The organism is Proteus hauseri (assembly GCF_004116975.1).
Lineage (GTDB): Bacteria > Pseudomonadota > Gammaproteobacteria > Enterobacterales > Enterobacteriaceae > Proteus > Proteus hauseri.
The window spans coordinates 2,206,035-2,225,702 of the sequence record NZ_CP026364.1 but is presented as its reverse complement, the minus strand read 5'-3'; the positions used below and the strand labels follow the sequence as shown (position 1 = coordinate 2,225,702).

At 37.8% G+C, this 19,668-nt stretch carries 8 protein-coding genes and 1 pseudogene; 2 read left to right on the top strand and 7 right to left on the bottom strand.

Translation table 11 applies throughout. The features are described 5' to 3' along the window. Positions 1 to 21: 21 nt before the first annotated feature. Complete coding sequence (gene dkgA / locus PH4a_RS10135) at positions 22 to 852, top strand: 2,5-didehydrogluconate reductase DkgA (RefSeq protein ID WP_064718964.1); 831 nt, start codon at positions 22 to 24, stop codon at positions 850 to 852. A 234-nt stretch (positions 853 to 1,086) separates the two neighbouring features. Next, positions 1,087 to 8,190, top strand: coding sequence for an Ig-like domain-containing protein (locus PH4a_RS10130; protein WP_129039533.1), 7,104 nt, complete (start codon positions 1,087 to 1,089; stop codon positions 8,188 to 8,190). A 767-nt stretch (positions 8,191 to 8,957) separates the two neighbouring features. Here PH4a_RS10130 and carB read toward each other — a convergent pair. The 7 genes and pseudogenes from carB to ileS all read right to left on the bottom strand — a co-directional run bounded on the left by carB (position 8,958) and on the right by ileS (position 19,668). Beyond that, positions 8,958 to 12,185 carry a carbamoyl-phosphate synthase large subunit gene (gene carB, locus PH4a_RS10125; protein WP_129039531.1) on the bottom strand — a complete coding sequence of 1,076 codons (3,228 nt, stop codon included), beginning with the start codon at positions 12,183 to 12,185 and terminating at the stop codon, positions 8,958 to 8,960. 17 nt (positions 12,186 to 12,202) lie between these two features. Then, positions 12,203 to 13,366 (bottom strand): glutamine-hydrolyzing carbamoyl-phosphate synthase small subunit, encoded by a 1,164-nt coding sequence (carA, locus tag PH4a_RS10120; RefSeq protein ID WP_129039529.1) that lies wholly within the window; start codon positions 13,364 to 13,366, stop codon positions 12,203 to 12,205. 433 nt (positions 13,367 to 13,799) lie between these two features. Then, positions 13,800 to 14,621, bottom strand: coding sequence for a 4-hydroxy-tetrahydrodipicolinate reductase (gene dapB, locus PH4a_RS10115; protein ID WP_129039527.1), 822 nt, complete (start codon positions 14,619 to 14,621; stop codon positions 13,800 to 13,802). 245 nt (positions 14,622 to 14,866) lie between these two features. Next, positions 14,867 to 15,819: pseudogene (ispH, locus tag PH4a_RS10110) on the bottom strand (4-hydroxy-3-methylbut-2-enyl diphosphate reductase). Beyond that, on the bottom strand, positions 15,800 to 16,270 hold the full coding sequence (fkpB, locus tag PH4a_RS10105; protein ID WP_064718956.1) for an FKBP-type peptidyl-prolyl cis-trans isomerase: 471 nt from the start codon (positions 16,268 to 16,270) through the stop codon (positions 15,800 to 15,802). Before fkpB ends, ispH begins: the two are co-directional and overlap by 20 nt. A gap of 71 nt (positions 16,271 to 16,341) precedes the next feature. Further along, positions 16,342 to 16,854, bottom strand: a complete 513-nt coding sequence (lspA, locus tag PH4a_RS10100; protein WP_129039525.1) for a signal peptidase II — start codon at positions 16,852 to 16,854, stop codon at positions 16,342 to 16,344. Between the two features lie 3 nt (positions 16,855 to 16,857). Further along, positions 16,858 to 19,668 (bottom strand): isoleucine--tRNA ligase, encoded by a 2,811-nt coding sequence (ileS, locus tag PH4a_RS10095; RefSeq protein ID WP_129039522.1) that lies wholly within the window; start codon positions 19,666 to 19,668, stop codon positions 16,858 to 16,860.

Below are 19,668 nucleotides of genomic sequence, written 5' to 3'. Positions count from 1 at the left end.
TTAATGGGACTGGAGGCATTAATGGATAAACCTAAATTGATTCAACTATCTGATGGAAAAACCATACCACAACTTGGGTTAGGTGTTTGGAAAGCAGATAATAATCAGGTCATTAAAGCGATTCACCATGCATTAGATACAGGTTATCGTTTATTTGATACAGCAGCGATTTATCACAATGAAGAAGGTGTGGGAAAAGCGCTAAAACAAACAACTGTTCCTCGTGATGAGCTTTATATCACCACAAAACTGTGGAATAACGATCAAAGTCATGCTCGTGGCGCTGTATTAGAAAGCCTCCAGCGTTTGCAACTGGATTATATCGACCTTTATTTAATGCATTGGCCAGCACCTTCGCGTGATCTCTATGTTGAAGCATGGAAACAAATGATCATCTTACAAAAAGAAGGGCTGGTTAAAAGCATTGGTGTTTGTAACTTCCAACCAGAACACCTTGAACGTCTTATTACTGAAACTGGTGTTACGCCTGTTATTAACCAAATCGAAATCCACCCATTAATGCAACAAGCCCCGCTACGCGCTTGGAATACGACTCATAAGATTGTAACTGAATCGTGGAGTCCGCTCGCTCAAGGTGGTGAAGGTGTATTTGATAGTCCGATCATTCAAAAACTAGCTGAAAAATACAACAAATCACCGGCACAGATAGTGTTGCGTTGGCATATAGATAGTGGATTAGTGGTTATTCCAAAATCTGTGACTCCATCAAGAATTGAGGAAAATTTTCATATTTTTGACTTCAAACTTGAAAGAGAAGAAGTTACAGCAATAACAACATTAGACCAGAAAAAGCGTTTAGGTCCAGACCCTGATTACTTTATTGATATGTAGTTGTAGTTATTGAATACCAAAAGCCAATGTAAATATTTACATTGGCTTTTTTATCAAAAAAATCTTATAACACTATTTGTTTATTTTTCTAACTATCTTTTTATTTTATTTTTATATTTTTGATCTTGATTTTTTAGATATTTAAAAATTAATGAATTCAAGTTTAGTTTCTGATATCGAAAACATCTATAAGTAAGAGAATCTCATCATTATTTATTACGATGAGTTTCTAAAATGACAATATCGAAATATGGGCTAACACCGCAGCTATCGTCTATAGCTAAAAAAGTTGCATGGGCAAATATCTTTATTCAATTTATTTTCCCCATCGCAGCAAGCATTCCTGCCAATGTTTTCGCTAGCGAAAATATTAATGAAAATCAGTTTATTAACAAACCATTACTGCGAAACCTTTATCAAGTAAAAGATGGCGATACACCTGAATCAATTGCTAAAAACTTCAATATAAAACTCTCAAAATTAATTGCCACCAATCCTGATTATGTCTCTTTGGTAGGGAAATTAAAAATTAAAACCGGTATTACACTTAATATTCCTAATAATGAGCCACGAAAAGGAAAATGGTTAAATAATATCAGTCAAGATTTACCTGAAATATCTTCTGATGGTAAAGAGTTAGCACAATTAATTGTTAATAACTCAGCTTTATTAAATAAAGAAACTAATGCAAGCCAGTATGCAATAAGTCAAGTGACTAACAAAGCCAACGAAAAAATAGAACAATGGTTAAATCAATTTGGTCATGCTCGTGTATCACTTTCTACTGATAAAAACTTCACATTAGAGAGTAGCTCTGCTGATCTTTTAATTCCTTTGTATGATCAAGAAAAAAACTTAGTTTTTTCTCAAACAAGCTATCATCGTAAAGATTCTCGTAGCCAAATCAACCAAGGCATCGGTTATCGCCATTTTACTGAACGCTTTATGCTTGGTATTAATGCCTTTTATGATTACGATTTAAGTCGTTACCACAGTCGATTTGGTATTGGCGCTGAAGTATGGCGAAATTATTTTAAACTCAGTGCAAATCATTATCACCGAATATCTAATTGGCGTACTTCTGATGATGTAATGGATTATAACGAAAGACCCGCCAATGGTTGGGATATACGCACTGAAGGTTATTTACCTTCTTATCCTCAATTAGGTGCAAAATTAATTTTCGAGCAATATTATGGTAAGGAAGTTGGTTTATTTGGCAAAGATAATCGCCAAGAAAACCCTCACGCATATACAGCGGGATTAACTTACACTCCAGTACCTTTAATTACCTTTGGTGCAGAGCGCCGTTTTGGATTACATGAGCAATCAGATAATAAGTTTGATGTTAATGTACAATATCGCCTAGGTGAATCGCTCTCTTCGCAACTTAATTCAGATAATGTACGTGCTATGCGGCTAATGTCTGGTAGCCGTTATGATTTTGTTGATAGAAATAATGACATCGTACTTGAATATAAAAAGAAAACCTTAGTCTTCCTTTCTGTTGCCCCTTCTATTGCCGGATACGCTAAAGAAGAAAAAGACTTAGCCGTTCAAGTTCGTTCTAAATATCCAGTGAAACACATTGAATGGTCAGCCAGTCAATTAATCACGAATGGTGGAAAAATTAAAAATAATAATAATTTTAATTACTCCGTTATCCTTCCTAATCATATCTCTGGCTCGAATAGCAAAAATAGTTATACCATTAGTGCTGTTGCGATAGATGAAAAAGGTAATCGCTCTGATCCCGTACAAAGTAAAGTAACGGTCGTTCAGTCTGCGATAAATACACAAAATAGCAAATTTGAACCTGATTTTAGCCAATTACCAGCAGATGGTCATACACAACAACAATTAGAACTTTCCATATTTGATAATGATAATCTGCCTGTTGATATCAATATCAATGAATTATCATTAAAAAAACAGACTGACAACTCTCTGAGCGGAAGTACTATTTCTAAGTTTAGCCGTATAGACACAGGTAAGTATCAAATTACAGTAACGGCAGGTAGTTCACCTGAAAAATTAATTTTAACACCTTATTTTAGAGAGAGTATTTTTAAATCAGCAGAAATTAGTTTTCATGCTGATAAAAAAACAATTCATATAGGAAAAGGTAACCTTACTGTTATTAAAGATAATTCACCGGCAGACGGTACAAGTGAAAATAAAATAAAAGTCATTGTTACTGATATTAATAACAATCCCGTTATTAATTACCCTATTCGTTTCACCGCTGACAATGGTGCAAAAATTATTCCTATTGGTTACAGTGGATTTTATGGTGAATCTGAAATTCCTATTACTAATACCACTGCGGGCATAACAAATATTAAAGTCAGTGTCGCAGATATTGACTACCCTATTTCAGTCAACTTTGTTGCCGATAAAAAAACGGCTTACATCCCTCGTTCTTTATTAACAATTAAGCCTGAAATTTCACCGGCTGATAATGTAACAGAAAAAGAGATATCATTAGCCGTCATTGATAAAAATAACAATCCTGCTCCTAATATTAAGGTTATTTTACGCGCTAATAATCAAGCTCAAGTTAAAGATAAATTCGTTACTACCGATAAAGATGGGAAAGCCAGCACCACAATGGTCAGCCAATTCGCGGGTGATGTTTTACTAAAAGCAGAAGTAACCCATAGCCATGAAGTAACGGAAGCAACAACCACATTTATTGGTAATCTTTCTAATGGGCAAATCGTTTCTATTACACCATCAGCACCACCTTATATCGCCGATGGAAAAACAAAAGTCACATTTACAGCAAAAGTGACTGATAATTTTAATAACCCATTACCTAATGCATTAATTTTATGGTCAACAGATAGAGATAAAAATGTCGTTAATATTCAAAACACTTCATCGACAGATATAAATGGTATTACAAAAACCACATTAACCAGTACTCAAGCTTTAGATGTTGTTGTCACTGCAACAACAAATAATCACTCATTATCCACAGCCCCTATTACTTTTATTGCAGATAATCAGCAAGGTTTAATTACATTATCTTCCGATAAAACACAATTAATTGCAGATGATCAGGAGCATGCGATATTAACAGCAACAGTAAAAGATAAATTTGGTAATAAATTACCAAATGTTATTGTTGAATGGCAATCTAATTCTGCCACTACGCTTAATAAACAAAAAACAACTACTGATAATCAAGGGCAAACCTCTAATCAAGTTAGCACCAAAGTTGCAGGCGATTTTGATATTATTGTCAAATTAACCAATAACGAAAAAACACAGATTACACTAAATGCAATTGCTAATCCTAACAGTGCAAAAATAACATTAACCACGGTTAATAATAAAATACAGGCAATTGCAGATAATAACGACAGTATTACCTTACTTGCTCATGTTTCTGATAAACAAAATAATCCTTTAATTAAACATGCTGTTTTCTGGCGTTCAAATCATAATAACCTTAGCGAAAATGTGGTTAAAACAGATAATAATGGCGATGTGAAAATAACAATTAAAGGAACTCAAGCACTTCTAACAACTATTACGGCAACTTTAGCGAATAAACAAACTGCGGCTGAAGATGTTTATTTTATTTCAGGTACAGCAGATCCTTCTCATAGTATATTCACTCTTGATCCACAATCTATTATCGCCAATGGACAATCACTTGCGACAGGAACCCTTATTTTAAAAGATAAGTTTGGTAACCTTATCTCTAAACAACAAAAATTTATTTCACTTACTGGCGACAATAGCACCATTCAATTTGGTGTAATAAAAGAAACAACTGATGGTATTTATCAAGTAACCATAAGTGGTAAGAAAGAAGGTATTAGCATTATTAACGCTAAATATACTAATGCAAAGAATACATTTACCTTAAGTCAACCACTTGGTTTTATTGCCGATAAACAAAATGCCACAATTCAAGCAGTTAATGTTGTAGCCCCTTTCGATGTTACAGCGAACGGCACAGATAAAGTAACGATCCGCGCTAAAATTGTCGATAAACAAGGCAATCCAAGCATGGAAGGCATTGCCGTAGGTTGGTTAACTTCATTAGGTAAACTCTATTCCCCAATCAGTAAAACCGATAAAAATGGTATTGCAACAATTACCCTAAGCAGTACACAAACAGGCTCAGCACAAGTAACTGCTATGTTAGATAGCCAGCAATCTCTTGATGCTGACCATACAATTACTTTTAATGCTGATGTAATCTCTGCGGATAAATCACAATTATTTGTCTCGCCAAATACAATTATCTCAGGAACAGATAAAGCACTTATTACCGTAAAACTGGAAGATAAAAACAGTAATTTATTAACGGGGTTGGCAAATAAAATCACCATAAATCACACGACTGATTTAACTTTTACGACCAGCTCATTTACTGAAAAAGAAAAAGGTGTTTATCAAGCACAAATTAGTGCATTAAAAGCAGGCAATACAATATTAAATGCAAATGTAGATTCAACGTTAATTAAGCAAACAGCACCGTTAACCGTATTACCCGATGCTCAAAGTGCAAAAGTCAGTAAGTTTAATATAAGCGATACAAAACCACATGCTGGCGATACCATTATTTATAAAGCTTACCTTGTTGATAACAACAATAATCCATTAAATAGTGGTGTTGCTGTTACATGGACAACAGACAAAGACAGTTTATTAGCGCAACCTTTAACGCTTACGGATAATCAGGGGATTGCTCAAGTTAAATTAACGCGTAATCCAGCAGGGTTATCAAAAGTAAATGCGGTATTAAATACAGGCACTTTTGCTGCTCCTGATGTGAGTTTTGTTGCTGATAATGTGGATGAAAACAGTTCGGAAATCACTTTATTACCCGCGACTATTATTGCCAACGGAAAAGATAAAACGCTATTAAGTTTAATTATTAAAGATAAAGGCGGAAATATTCTACCTAACCAGCAAGTAAAAGGTATTTCAAATAATCCGACCATTGTTTTTGGTGCGGCAAAACAAGTGTCACCAGGTCATTATGATATTGAAGCGACAGGAACTAAATCAGGTACAGCTAATTTAAGTGTCAATATCAACGGTATTGACTTTAAAAAACAAAAAACCTTACAACTCAATGCTGACCCAACGACATGGAAAATAAAATCAACAGATGTAGATCGCACAAGTATAATTGCAGGCGATAAAGGCGTTAATTATCAAGCAACTATTATTGACGCTAATGACAATATTTTGCCAAATGTTATTGTGTCATGGAAATTATTAGGCTTAGCTGATGACTACGATTTCAGCACTTATACAGATGCTAAAGGTATAGCAAGAACCAATATTACCAGCAAAGTTGCAGGTATATTAAAAGTCAGTGCATTCCTTGATTTAAATAATCACCAAGCTATTTCTGATGTAACTGTATTACCTGCTGATATTGATGCTAATAAGTCAACTCTGAGAACAAACCGCCAGAATATTGGGGGCGATAATAAAGACGAAGCCGTATTAACGGTCCAATTAGTTGATAAATATGACAACACGATTGATGGCAAAACGGTTAGCTTAAAAGCCACAACGGGTACTGCGCATTTTAGTGATAATCCATTAAAACCATTAGGAAATGGCCAATATCAAACCAAACTAACTTCTAATGTTAAAACAGATATTACATTAACCGCAGAAGCCGAAGGAACCGCGATTGCTCAACCTATTATAGTTAAAGTCACCATTCCTAAACCTGAAATTATTTTTGATAAAAAAATTCAGCAAGAAATTTATGCGTCATCGCCAATAAATGCGCTAAGTTTTACAGGGCTGCCAAATAATATTGATAAAATGTGGTCAAGTTCCGATCCGAGCATTGCTTCTATTGATAGCCGCAATGGAACAATTTTGATGAAAAAAGCGGGAACAGTATCCATCACATTACAGACCGCAGGTGATGATCACTATCTTCCTGCTGAAAGTAGTTATCCATTACTTATTGAAAAAGCAGATATAGGATTATCTGCTAAAAATACTCAAATAAATTCAACATGGGATGATGGTATTACACAAATTGTTAGTGCTAATTATAATAACCCAGATGCGACTAACAGCAAGCCACCATTACAGTTTACAAGCTCAGATGACAAAATATTATCTATTAATAACAAAGGGGAAATCACTGCAATTAAACCAGGTGATGCGAAAATTAATATAATTTCTGAAGCAACTGATCAATTTAAATCGTCAGCAATAATCGTAAATTATCATCAAGAAAAAGGGATACTTAATTATACCTTTAAAGATAAGACGGTATCTTTATCAGATGATTATATTAATAATGGTCCTATAGCAGCTCAAAAGACAATAAATCCTATTCCAAGCAAAGCACAAGCAATGTGGCATAGTGATGATCCAAATGTTGTTAAAATTACACCTGATGGAATGATTACTTATCTAAGTGTAGGTAGCACTGAACTTATTCTTGAGGTACTAAATAATAATTACTATCAAGATTATAATAATAGCTATAGCGTCAATGTAGCTAAAACACCAAAGATTAATATTGATAACATTGAATTTATTTCAATGGATGCTAAAAACAGTGAAACTAATACGGCTAATATAAATTGGCATCCTTTATATAAAACTGATAACAGTTTTACCGTAAAATGGAGTCCAGTTGGAGAAGATCCACATGCCATTGATTTTATCTTACGAGATAAAAATAATATAGAAATAAGTAGAATAAGCAGATTAGGATACCCACCTAAATTTAACTTAAAAGATCCTGTGATATTTGATTCTATACCTGAAAAATATTTAGACAATATCAACACATTAATATTAGAGGTTGAAGTCTTTGATTCAAATAATAAATCTTACAAAAAATCCTATAACATTAATATATCAGGAATAGATGCTCAAGATGCAACAAGCCTGATGAATATTAATAAAAATTCAATATTCATCCATACTTTAAATGGCTCAAGTACAACAGACCATTGCCAATATCCTAGTGAAACAAAACCAACACATTTATTTATAAAGGTTGAAGTTTCTCTTCATCGACAAGATAAAGAGCTACTCTATCCAATAACATTAAATGCAAAAATTAGGGATGTTACTCTTGGAGGTAGTGATGCATTTGTTGGCACAATAATTAAGAGTGTGGACTACCCAGATAGTTATACTTTCCATAAAAACTTAAGTGAAAAAATTACTTTTTATTATCCTTCATCTAGTTATGCTATTGATAGAGAATGCCGAAATACTGATAGCGGTACAGGGAACTTAATTATAGAGCTGACTGTAAATGGAAATAAAAGCCAAATTAAACAGGGGTTTAGCTGGAGTGGGGATAGCAATATAACAAAATAGAGTCTATTATTAACTAAGTAAAACCTCACTTAATATTTAATATTAAGTGAGGTTTAATATAATAGTACATGACTATTTAATAAATTATTGCTTGAACAATTTTTTAATATTTATTTAAAATAAATGAAAACGTTTATATTCCGCATAAGTGATAAATACGAAAAAATATAGGCCATATCGACTTAGTAATCATTTTCGCTACAAAATCGAGAAAACCATATTGATGATGACAATAATTCTGTTGGTGTTCCTTGTTCAATCACCTTTCCATTATCTAAAACAACAACATAATCAGCACATTTAGCAAGTTCAGGATTATGAGTAATAACAACCCGAGTACAATCTAATGGCTGTAGATAATCTGCTATTTTTCAATGCATATGGTATCAATTACTGGCGCTAATAAATGAGCCAGAATACTCATAGTGTTATGAAAATAGAATTCAGGGCTTTTCTCTTTCTGGCTCTTGCAAAATGCTTGAACCAAAATGATCCAATCGCCCAGCACTATAGTAACAGAACTCCCCTTACCCCCTAGATTGCCTCAATAGAAAATAAAAAATATAACAAGTTAAAACAACATATTATAAGATATTTAAAAACAGTTTCTTCTTGGCTTAGGCTCAAAAAAAGACGAAAATCAATCCGTCAAACAAAGAAATTAACATGCTCTATTTTTAGAGACGTCTTCTGTAAAAAAAGAAGACAAAAAATCCTGAATACGAATCTTTCCGTATTCAGGATTAATATAGTGACAAGGGTTAAAATTAAATTTTATTTATCTTTTTGTGCATTTCTTGGACTGAAATCACATCAGCAGTAGGATCAGCACTTAAAGATAGCGTCGTGGCAAATCCGCCATTTAATGTGGTGTCATAATGGACTTTATATCTTAATGCACTACGACGAATAATTTTAGAATCCTCAATCGCTTGGCGACCTGAAGTGGTATTGACAATATAATCATACTCACCATTTTTGATTCTATCTTCAATATGCGGTCGCCCTTCATGGACTTTGTTGACTAGGCGTGGATTTATACCCGCTTCACCTAATACAACAGCGGTGCCATGTGTCGCATCTAGCTCAAAACCATATTTTAGAAGTTTGGTCGCTAAATCGACAACTCGCTTTTTATCACCTTCACGTACTGAGAGCAGAGCTCTGCCTTTTTTCTTCATCGTAGAGCTACTGCCTAACATGGCTTTAGCAAAAGCCTGAGCAAAAGTTGCACCAACGCCCATCACTTCACCGGTAGAGCGCATCTCTGGCCCTAAAATTGGATCGACTCCCGAGAACTTATTAAACGGTAAAACCACTTCTTTTACAGAATAATAAGGCGGGATCACTTCTTTAGTTACACCTTGCTGTGCAAGGGTTTGCCCTATCATTACCCGTGCTGCAACTTTAGCGAGAGGGACTCCCGTGGCTTTTGAAACGAAAGGTACTGTACGTGCAGCTCTGGGATTGACCTCGATAAGATAAACATCGTTGCCTTTTACTGCAAACTGTACGTTCATCAACCCTTTTACACCTAATTCAAAAGCAAGCTCACGGACTTGTTTACGCATCACATCTTGAATTTCTTTGCTTAGGGTATAAGCAGGCAATGAGCACGCAGAGTCACCAGAGTGAACGCCTGCTTGCTCGATATGCTCCATAATGCCACCGATAACAACTTGCTCACCATCACAAATGGCATCGACATCAACTTCTATCGCATCATCAAGAAAGCGATCTAACAACACTGGCGCATCGTTTGACACACTCACTGCGGTTTGGAAATAGCGACGTAAATCGACTTCATCGTAAACAATCTCCATTGCGCGTCCACCAAGTACATAAGAAGGACGCACCACCAGCGGATAACCAATTACCTGCGCTTTTTCTACTGCTTGTTCTAGCGCAGTCACTGTTGCATTTTCTGGCTGTTTTAAGCCTAATTTATCGACAGCTTTTTGGAAACGTTCACGGTCTTCGGCTTTGTCTATAGCATCAGGACTTGTACCAATAACAGGCACGCCTTCAGCTTCTAGTGCTCTGGCTAATTTCAGAGGAGTTTGTCCACCATATTGAACTATCACCCCTTTTGGCTTTTCTATGCGGACAATTTCCAGCACATCTTCAAGCGTTACGGGTTCAAAATAGAGTCTGTCTGAAGTGTCGTAATCGGTTGATACCGTTTCAGGGTTACAGTTCACCATAATGGTTTCGTAGCCATCTTCACGCAGCGCTAATGCCGCATGTACACAACAATAATCGAACTCAATACCTTGTCCTATCCGATTTGGCCCGCCACCTAATACCATAACTTTAGGCTTATCTTGATGCGGATTTGATTCGCATTCATCTTCATACGTTGAATACATATATGCGGTATCCGTCGCAAATTCAGCCGCACAGGTATCCACCCGTTTATAAACAGGATGTAATTGATATTGATGACGTAACTCGCGAATAACCTGTTCTTTAACACCTAAAACTTGAGCTAAACGTGCATCAGCAAAACCTTTACGTTTTAATTGACGTAAAAAGTCGGCCGTTAAGCCATTTATTCCCACTTCAGCAACTTTTTCTTCAAGGCGAACGATTTCTTCAATTTGTACTAAAAACCAGCGGTCAATATTAGTAAGGTTAAACACGCCATCAACCGATAAACCGGCACGAAAAGCATCTGCGATATACCAAATTCGGTCAGAGCCCGCTTCTTTTAACTCTCGGCGAATTTTAGTTAACGCTTCAGGATCATCTAAACTCACTTTAGGATCAAAACCTGTTGCGCCAACTTCAAGGCCTCGTAACGCTTTTTGCATTGATTCTTGCTGAGTTCGGCCAATAGCCATGACCTCACCAACAGATTTCATTTGTGTGGTTAATCTGTCGTTAGTACCTGCGAATTTTTCAAAATTAAAACGCGGAATTTTTGTTACCACGTAATCGATAGAAGGCTCAAAAGAGGCTGGCGTTCTACCGCCAGTGATATCATTCATTAGCTCATCAAGGGTATAACCCACAGCCAGTTTTGCCGCTATTTTAGCGATAGGAAATCCTGTCGCTTTTGACGCTAACGCTGATGAACGTGAAACACGTGGATTCATCTCAATAACAATTAAGCGTCCTGTTTTTGGATCAACAGCAAACTGAACGTTAGAACCACCTGTTTCAACACCAATTTCGCGTAAAACTGCCATCGAGGCATTACGCATAATTTGGTACTCTTTATCCGTTAACGTTTGAGCTGGTGCAACCGTAATCGAATCTCCAGTATGAATACCCATCGCATCAAAGTTTTCGATAGAGCAGACAATAATGCAGTTGTCGTTTTTATCGCGCACCACCTCCATTTCATACTCTTTCCAACCAATAAGTGATTCATCAATCAATAACTCGTTAGTCGGTGATAAATCTAATCCACGAGTACAAATTTCTTCAAATTCTTCACGGTTATAAGCGATACCGCCACCCGTGCCGCCCATAGTAAATGAAGGACGAATGATGCAAGGGAATCCGACATCTTCAGCGACGGCAAAAGCTTCTTCTAGATTATGAGCAATACCTGAGCGAGCTGTGCCTAAGCCGATTTTTTTCATTGCTTTATCAAAGCGTTGTCTATCTTCTGCTTTATCGATAGCATCTGCCGTAGCGCCAATCATGGTCACACCAAATTCGGCTAAAACACCTTGACGTTCTAATTCTAATGCGCAATTTAATGCCGTTTGCCCCCCCATTGTTGGCAAAATCGCATCAGGGCGCTCTTTTTCAATAATTTTTCTGACGACTTGCCAATGAATAGGCTCGATGTAGGTGGCATCCGCCATTTCAGGATCAGTCATAATAGTTGCTGGATTAGAATTAACCAGCACCACTCGATAACCCTCTTCACGTAATGCTTTACAAGCTTGAGCTCCTGAGTAGTCGAACTCGCACGCTTGACCAATAACTATTGGGCCGGCACCTAAAATCAGGATTGTTTTGATATCTGTTCTTTTCGCCATTTTCTTTCGCTCCTGATTTATTTGGTTGTCACTGATTGCAGGTTTTTACGATAGTGTGTGATGAGCTCGATAAAGTGGTCAAAAAGAGGCGCCGCATCATGAGGGCCAGGGCTTGCTTCCGGATGCCCTTGAAAACTAAAGGCCGGTTTATCGGTGCGATGAATTCCTTGTAAAGAACCATCAAAGAGTGATTTATGAGTGACTCGTAAATTAGTGGGAAGTGTCGATTCATCAACTGCAAAACCGTGATTTTGCGCAGTGATCATAACGGTATTGTTATCTAAATCTTTTACAGGATGATTGCCACCGTGGTGACCGAATTTCATTTTTATGGTTTTTGCGCCACTGGCGAGGGCTAATAATTGGTGACCTAAGCAAATACCGAAAACCGGAATATCCGTCGTTAAAAAGGTTTTAATCGCACTGATGGCATAGTCACAAGGCTGTGGATCACCTGGACCATTAGAAAGAAAAATACCATCAGGTGAAAGCGCAAGCACCTCTTGTGCCGGAGTTTGCGCCGGTACGACTGTAACGCGACATCCTCTATCCACCAGCATACGTAAAATATTACGCTTCACACCAAAATCATAAGCCACAATATGCAACGGTAATTCATCCGCTAGCTTAGCGTTAGGGTGTTCATTTTCTAATCTCCAGCTCCCTTGTGTCCATTGGTAAAGCTGTTTCACCGTTACCGTTTTTGCCAAGTCCATGCCTTTTAAACCGGGAAACGCTACTGCTTTTTCTAGTGCAAGTTCATCATCAAGTTTATCACCCGCAATAATACAACCGCTTTGCGCGCCTTTTTCTCGTAATAAACGCGTGAGTTTACGGGTATCTATATCAGCTATTGCGACGATATTATGGCGTTTTAGATAATCAGATAGGCTCTCTTGAGCACGATAATTACTCATCACCAATGGCAAATCGCGAATAATTAATCCTTGAGCATGAATAGCATCTGATTCTTCATCTGAATGGTTAACGCCAGTATTGCCGATGTGGGGATAAGTGAGAGTGACAATTTGTTGAGAGTAGGAAGGGTCGGTTAGTATTTCTTGATAACCGGTCATTGAAGTATTAAAAACGACTTCACCAATAGCGGCGCCTTGTGCGCCTATCGACTTGCCGTGGAATTTGGTTCCATCTTCGAGAACCAGTATAGCTGATTTGTTCAAAACGCCCTCCTGAGAATAATAAATCACATTTCATGCATATTAATTCAGATTTAACGCACTAAATCAATGCCAAAAAGATAAAATAGGGCAAATTTTTGGCAAATTGGGCGCATTCTAAAGATCGAACTGCTCGATGTCTAGAAAAAACACATTTTTAATTGAAAAAATATCAATCATTAGCATTTTAACCACCCAAGTGATCATTAAAGCAAGATTTCTTACAAAGTTAACCGTTTGCTTACCAAGATAATTTAAAAATGTAATTATTTTTAGAGAAAATCAGAAAAAAAGGAAAAACACGATAAAAAGAGAGAATAAATATAGGATTAGATAAATAAATAACATCAATTAATAAAAATTAAATAAAAACCAATAAAAAACCCAAAGTTATATATTTAACCCTGGGTTTTCAATCAATTAAAAAATAAAAATATTATAAATCTTCTAAAGACAACACATCTTTCATATTATAAAGACCTGACTTTTTACCACTTATCCAAATGGAAGCCTTTACAGCACCATTTGCAAATGTCATGCGACTAGAAGCCTTGTGGCTTATCTCTACTCGCTCACCAATATCTGCAAAAATAGCGGTATGCTCACCAACAATATCGCCAGCACGAATAGTCGCAAAGCCAATACTTTGAGGATCACGTTCGCCAGTATGGCCAACGCGCTCATAAACAGCGCAAGTTTTTAAATCACGTCCAAGAGCATCAGCAATAGATTCCCCCATTGCTAAAGCGGTACCTGATGGTGCATCTACTTTGTGACGATGGTGCGCTTCTACAATTTCAATATCACTGTAAGAACCCATCACTTTAGCTGCTTTTTCAAGTAATTTAAGCACCAAGTTAACACCAACGCTAAAGTTAGCTGCGAAGACAATAGGTATAGATTTTGCAGCATTGCTTATGGCTTTTTTACCTTCGTCATCAAAACCTGTTGTACCAATAATCATACCTTTATGATGTTTAGCACAAAAGTCGAGATGCAAAAGTGTTCCGTCAGGGCGCGTAAAATCAATTAATACATCAAAATTACCCGCTTGCTCTAATAAGTTGTCCGTCACAGTAACACCAATATGACCAATACCCGCCAATTCCCCTGCATCAGCACCAATTAAAGACGAGTTTGTACGTTCAAAAGCAGCACCTAATACCGTGCCTTGCTGTTGAGAGATCGCCTGAATTAATTGACGCCCCATACGTCCACCTGCACCGACAACCGCAAGACGAAGTTCTTTTACAGACATAATCTAGTTTCTCCTAAGCAACGCTTAAAAAAGCTTATTTGTTATTTACAGATTAGCGATGTCGCCTCTCTGACGCCAGCATTTAACGTTGGTGATAAGAAAAACACACAAAAGTATACTAATTATCAGTAAAACCAATAATCAGCATGTTTATTCATTTTGTTATTGTGTGGGATTATTGCAGGAAAAATAAAAAAGCAGAGGGATAGGCTCTGCTTTTAAAATTTATGATTGAACGCAAAAGGTTATTCGATAACTTTATAGTCAAGGCGCAGTTCTTTAGGAACTTCAAAAACAATATTTTCTTCTCGTCCTGAAAGTTCAATTACTTCATCAGCACCAAAAGATTTAAGCTGTTCTAATACTTGTTGCACTAAAATATCCGGAGCGGAAGCTCCCGCAGTAACACCAACAATATTGACGTTAGCCACCCAAGCTTCATTGATATCCTCAAAACTATCAATTAAATAAGAGGGTTTTCCTGCACGTTGCGCAAGTTCAGCCAATCGATTTGAATTAGATGAGTTTTTTGAACCCACGACAAATACTACATCAGCTTTCTGCGCTAACTCTCTTGCTGCCTCTTGACGATTTGTCGTTGCATAACAAATATCATCTTTACGAGGACCAACAATTTTAGGAAATCGTGCATTTAATGCATCAATAACCTCAGACGTATCATCCACTGACAGCGTGGTTTGTGTCATAAAACAAAGATTATCTTCATCTTTTACTTTCAGTTTCCACACATCGTCGGGTGACTCAACTAAATACATGCCCCTTCAGGGTTGTTGTATTGCCCCATAGTGCCTTCCACTTCAGGATGCCCCGCATGACCTATTAAAATGGCTTCTTTGCCTTTACGGCTTGCTCTAGCGACTTCCATATGTACTTTAGTAACTAATGGACAAGTGGCATCATAAAGCATAGTTAAATTACGAGAACGTGCTTCTTGGCGAATAGCTTGAGAAACACCATGAGCAGAGAAAATTAAAATCGCGTTATCTGGTACTTCGGAAATTTCTTCAATAAAGATAGCGCCACGTTCACGTAAATCATTGACAACATAACGGTTATGTACAACTTCATGGCGAACATAAATTGGAGCGCCATAAATTTCTAAAGCACGGTCAACAATGCTGATAGCTCGGTCAACACCCGCACAAAAGCCTCGTGGGTTAGCCAGCAATATTTGCATCGGTTGCATCCTCCTGCACATCAACATTAACGACTTCAATATCAAAAGTAACCTCTTGAGAAGCTAAAGGATGATTGAAATCGACGGTTACAGAGTCTTCTGTGATTGCTTGCACAATACCCGGCATTTCATTGCCGTTCATCGCTGTAAATAGCATAATAGTGCCAATTTCTGGCACACCCGATTCTGCAAAGTCAGAGGGCATAAAATACTGGAGAAGATCAGGGTTATATTTACCAAAAATATGCTCGCCGGCTAGCGTAAAGGTTTTCTTATCGCCTTCAGCTAATCCAATCAATTGCGCTTCTAATGCTGGAGATAAACTTTCATCGCCAAGACGAAAAAGTGCCGGTTTACCATGTGTTTGAGTAGATTCAGCGACTGAGCCATCTGCTAACTTTAAGGTGAAATTCAACAACACTGCGCTGTTTTTGTGCACCTGCATAACCATGCTATTACCTTTTATTAAGCGTAACCCCGCCATAAGGCAGGGGTTATCTAAGTTGACTAATTGTCTGATTGTTATTGCTTTTTAGCTTTTTGTGAGCTGACATTTTTATCAGGAAAAAAACTTTCAATGATAATTAAAGCAGCACCAATACAAATTGCCATATCTGCGATATTGAAGGTAGGCCAATGCCAATCTCCAACATAAACATCCAGAAAATCAATAACGAATCCATGGATCAGACGATCAGAAAGATTACCCAATGCTCCACCAATAATTAATGCATAAGCAATATTACTTAGTTTGGCACTCGCTTGGTTTTTATAGAGCATGACCAATAAAGTAATACAGATAGCTAATGCAATCAGAGCAAAAAACCAGCGCTGCCATCCGCCTTTATCTGCTAAAAAGCTAAAGGCTGCACCATAATTATGAGCATAAGTGAAATTGAAAAAAGGCATAACAGCGACAGACTCATACAGACGAAATGTCTGCATGAAATACTGTTTTGTTCCTAAATCCAAAACCACCACAGCAATTGCAAGCCAAAGCCAGCGTAAACCTGTAGAGCAAAGCGTTTTCTTCATTGATTAAGCAAACTTACGTTCTTCACCGTTACCGGCTACGTTAGTGACACAGCGTCCACATAACTCAGCGTGTTCCGCTACCTGACCAATATCTGTTGCATAGTGCCAGCAACGTGGGCATTTTTCACCTTCAGCTTTATTGAAGGCAATCTTAAGACCCGCCATATCAGATGCAATAGCTGATTCTGGTGCTTCGTTAATATCCGCAACTTTTACTTGTGATGTTAATAAAACAAAACGCAATTCGTTACCTAATGCATTAAGTTTTTCAGCTAACGCTTTATCCGCATATAAAGTTACCGCAGCTTCTAATGAACCACGCAGTTGTTTATCGGCACGAGCTTGCTCTAATACTTTATTGACTTCACCACGAACAGCTAATAATTCAGCCCAGTAGTCATCATTCAGCGGTTGCGCTGAATCTAAACCAAATAAGTTTGTATACCACTCTTCAGTTAATACAAATTTTGCCCGTTCACCAGGTAGTTCATTCCAAATTTCATCGGCAGTGAATGACATTACAGGTGCCATCCAGCGAACTAATGCTTCACTGATATGGTAGAGTGCTGTTTGGCAACTACGGCGCGCTACGCTATCGCTTTTCGCCGTGTATTGTCGGTCTTTAATGATATCTAAGTAGAATGAACCCATTTCTACTGAACAGAACTGCATTAAGCGCTGAATAACATTATGGAAATCATAATTTTCATAGTGTTTTAAGATCTCAGCTTGAGCAGCTTGTGCACGACCGACAGCCCAGCGATCAAGTATTACCATATCTTCTGGTTTTACTTGGTGTTTAGCCGGATCAAAACCATTTAAGTTAGCTAAGAAGAAACGCGCAGTATTACGAATACGACGATAGGTGTCTGCTGCACGTTTTAAGATTTCATCAGATACTGCGATTTCGCCAGTATAATCTGTAGATGCAACCCATAAACGCAAAATATCAGCACCCAGTTTATCCATCACTTCTTGTGGGCTAACGGTGTTACCGATAGATTTAGACATTTTACGACCTTGCCCATCAACGGTAAAACCATGTGTTAATACTTCACGGTATGGCGCTTTGCCTTTAATGGCAGTCGAAATCATCAGTGAAGACATAAACCAACCACGATGTTGGTCAGAGCCTTCTAGATACATATCTGCTGAATTACCATGAAATTCAGGACGAGCATCAACCACCGTCGAGTGCGTTGATCCTGAATCGAACCATACATCAAGTGTATCCGGTGTTTTCATGTAATCATCAGCTTCATCGCCTAGCACTTCACGGATATCTAAATCCCACCATGCTTGAATGCCGCTAACTTCAACACGTTTGGCAACCTCTTCCATTAATTCTAATGTGCGAGGATGTGGCTCTTGCGTCTCTTTATGAACAAACAGAGACATTGGTGTGCCCCAAGTGCGTTGGCGTGAAATGCACCAGTCAGGGCGATTTTCAACCATTGATTCGATACGAGCTTGGCCCCAATCAGGGATCCACTTAACACCTTTGATTTCTTTTAACGACTGCTCACGTAAACCATTTTTATCCATACCCACAAACCATTGTGGTGTTGCACGGAAAATAACCGGTGTTTTGTGTCTCCAACAGCATGGATAGCTATGTTGTAACACTTCATGATGTAGCAGTGCGCCTTTTTCTTTTAATAATTCAACGATGACATCATTGGCTTTAAACACAAAGACGCCATCGAGTGTTGGATAAGTATCTGGCAGATAACAGCCATTTGGTCCAACTGGGTTTGCAGTCTCTAAACCGTATTTTTGACCTATTACGAAGTCATCAGGACCGTGGCCTGGTGCAGTATGAACAGCACCAGTACCCGCTTCTAATGTAACGTGGTCACCCAAAATTGCAGGAACATCAAAGCCCATAAATGGATGATTAAAGCGTAAAAGCTCCAAATCAGCCCCTTTACATTCGCCTAAAACTGTCCATTGCGCGATACCAAGACGTTTCATCACGCTTTCGACTAAATCTGCCGCTAAAATGACACACTCATCATTAAATGAAACCAGTGCATAATTAAATTCAGCATTCAGTGCAATAGCGCGGTTAGCCGGTAAAGTCCACGGAGTCGTTGTCCAGATGACTAACGAAATTGTTTTATCCGTAGTGGCTCCAAATTTAGTGGCAACCGCTGCTGAGTCAACCGCAGTAAAACGAACATCAATAGAAGGTGATGATTTATCGTAGTACTCAACTTCAGCCTCTGCCAACGACGAACCACAAGCTGTACACCAGTGCACAGGTTTAGCACCTTTGATCAAGTGACCATTTGCAATGATGCGAGCTAAAGCACGAATAGTGTTCGCTTCGGTTTTATAGTCCATAGTGAGATAAGGCTTATCCCAATCTCCCAGCACACCTAAACGGATAAAATCTTTTTTCTGGGCTTCAATTTGCTCGTGAGCATATTTACGGCATTCCGCGCGGAATTGCGCTGCTGATATTTTCTCTCCTGGCTTACCTACGATTTGTTCAACTTTTAATTCGATAGGTAATCCATGACAGTCCCATCCTGGAATGTACGGAGAATCAAAACCTGACAGCCCTTTGGACTTAATAATAATATCTTTGAGAATTTTGTTAACTGAGTGACCAATATGAATATTGCCGTTGGCGTATGGAGGGCCATCGTGCAAAATAAATGTTTTCTTACCACTTTTAGCCTGACGAATTGCTTGATACAAACCTTCTTTGTACCAGCGTGATAACATATCTGGCTCGCGCTTTGCTAAATCCCCGCGCATTGGGAACCCTGTTTCTGGTAAGTTCAGGGTATTTTTATAGTCACTCAT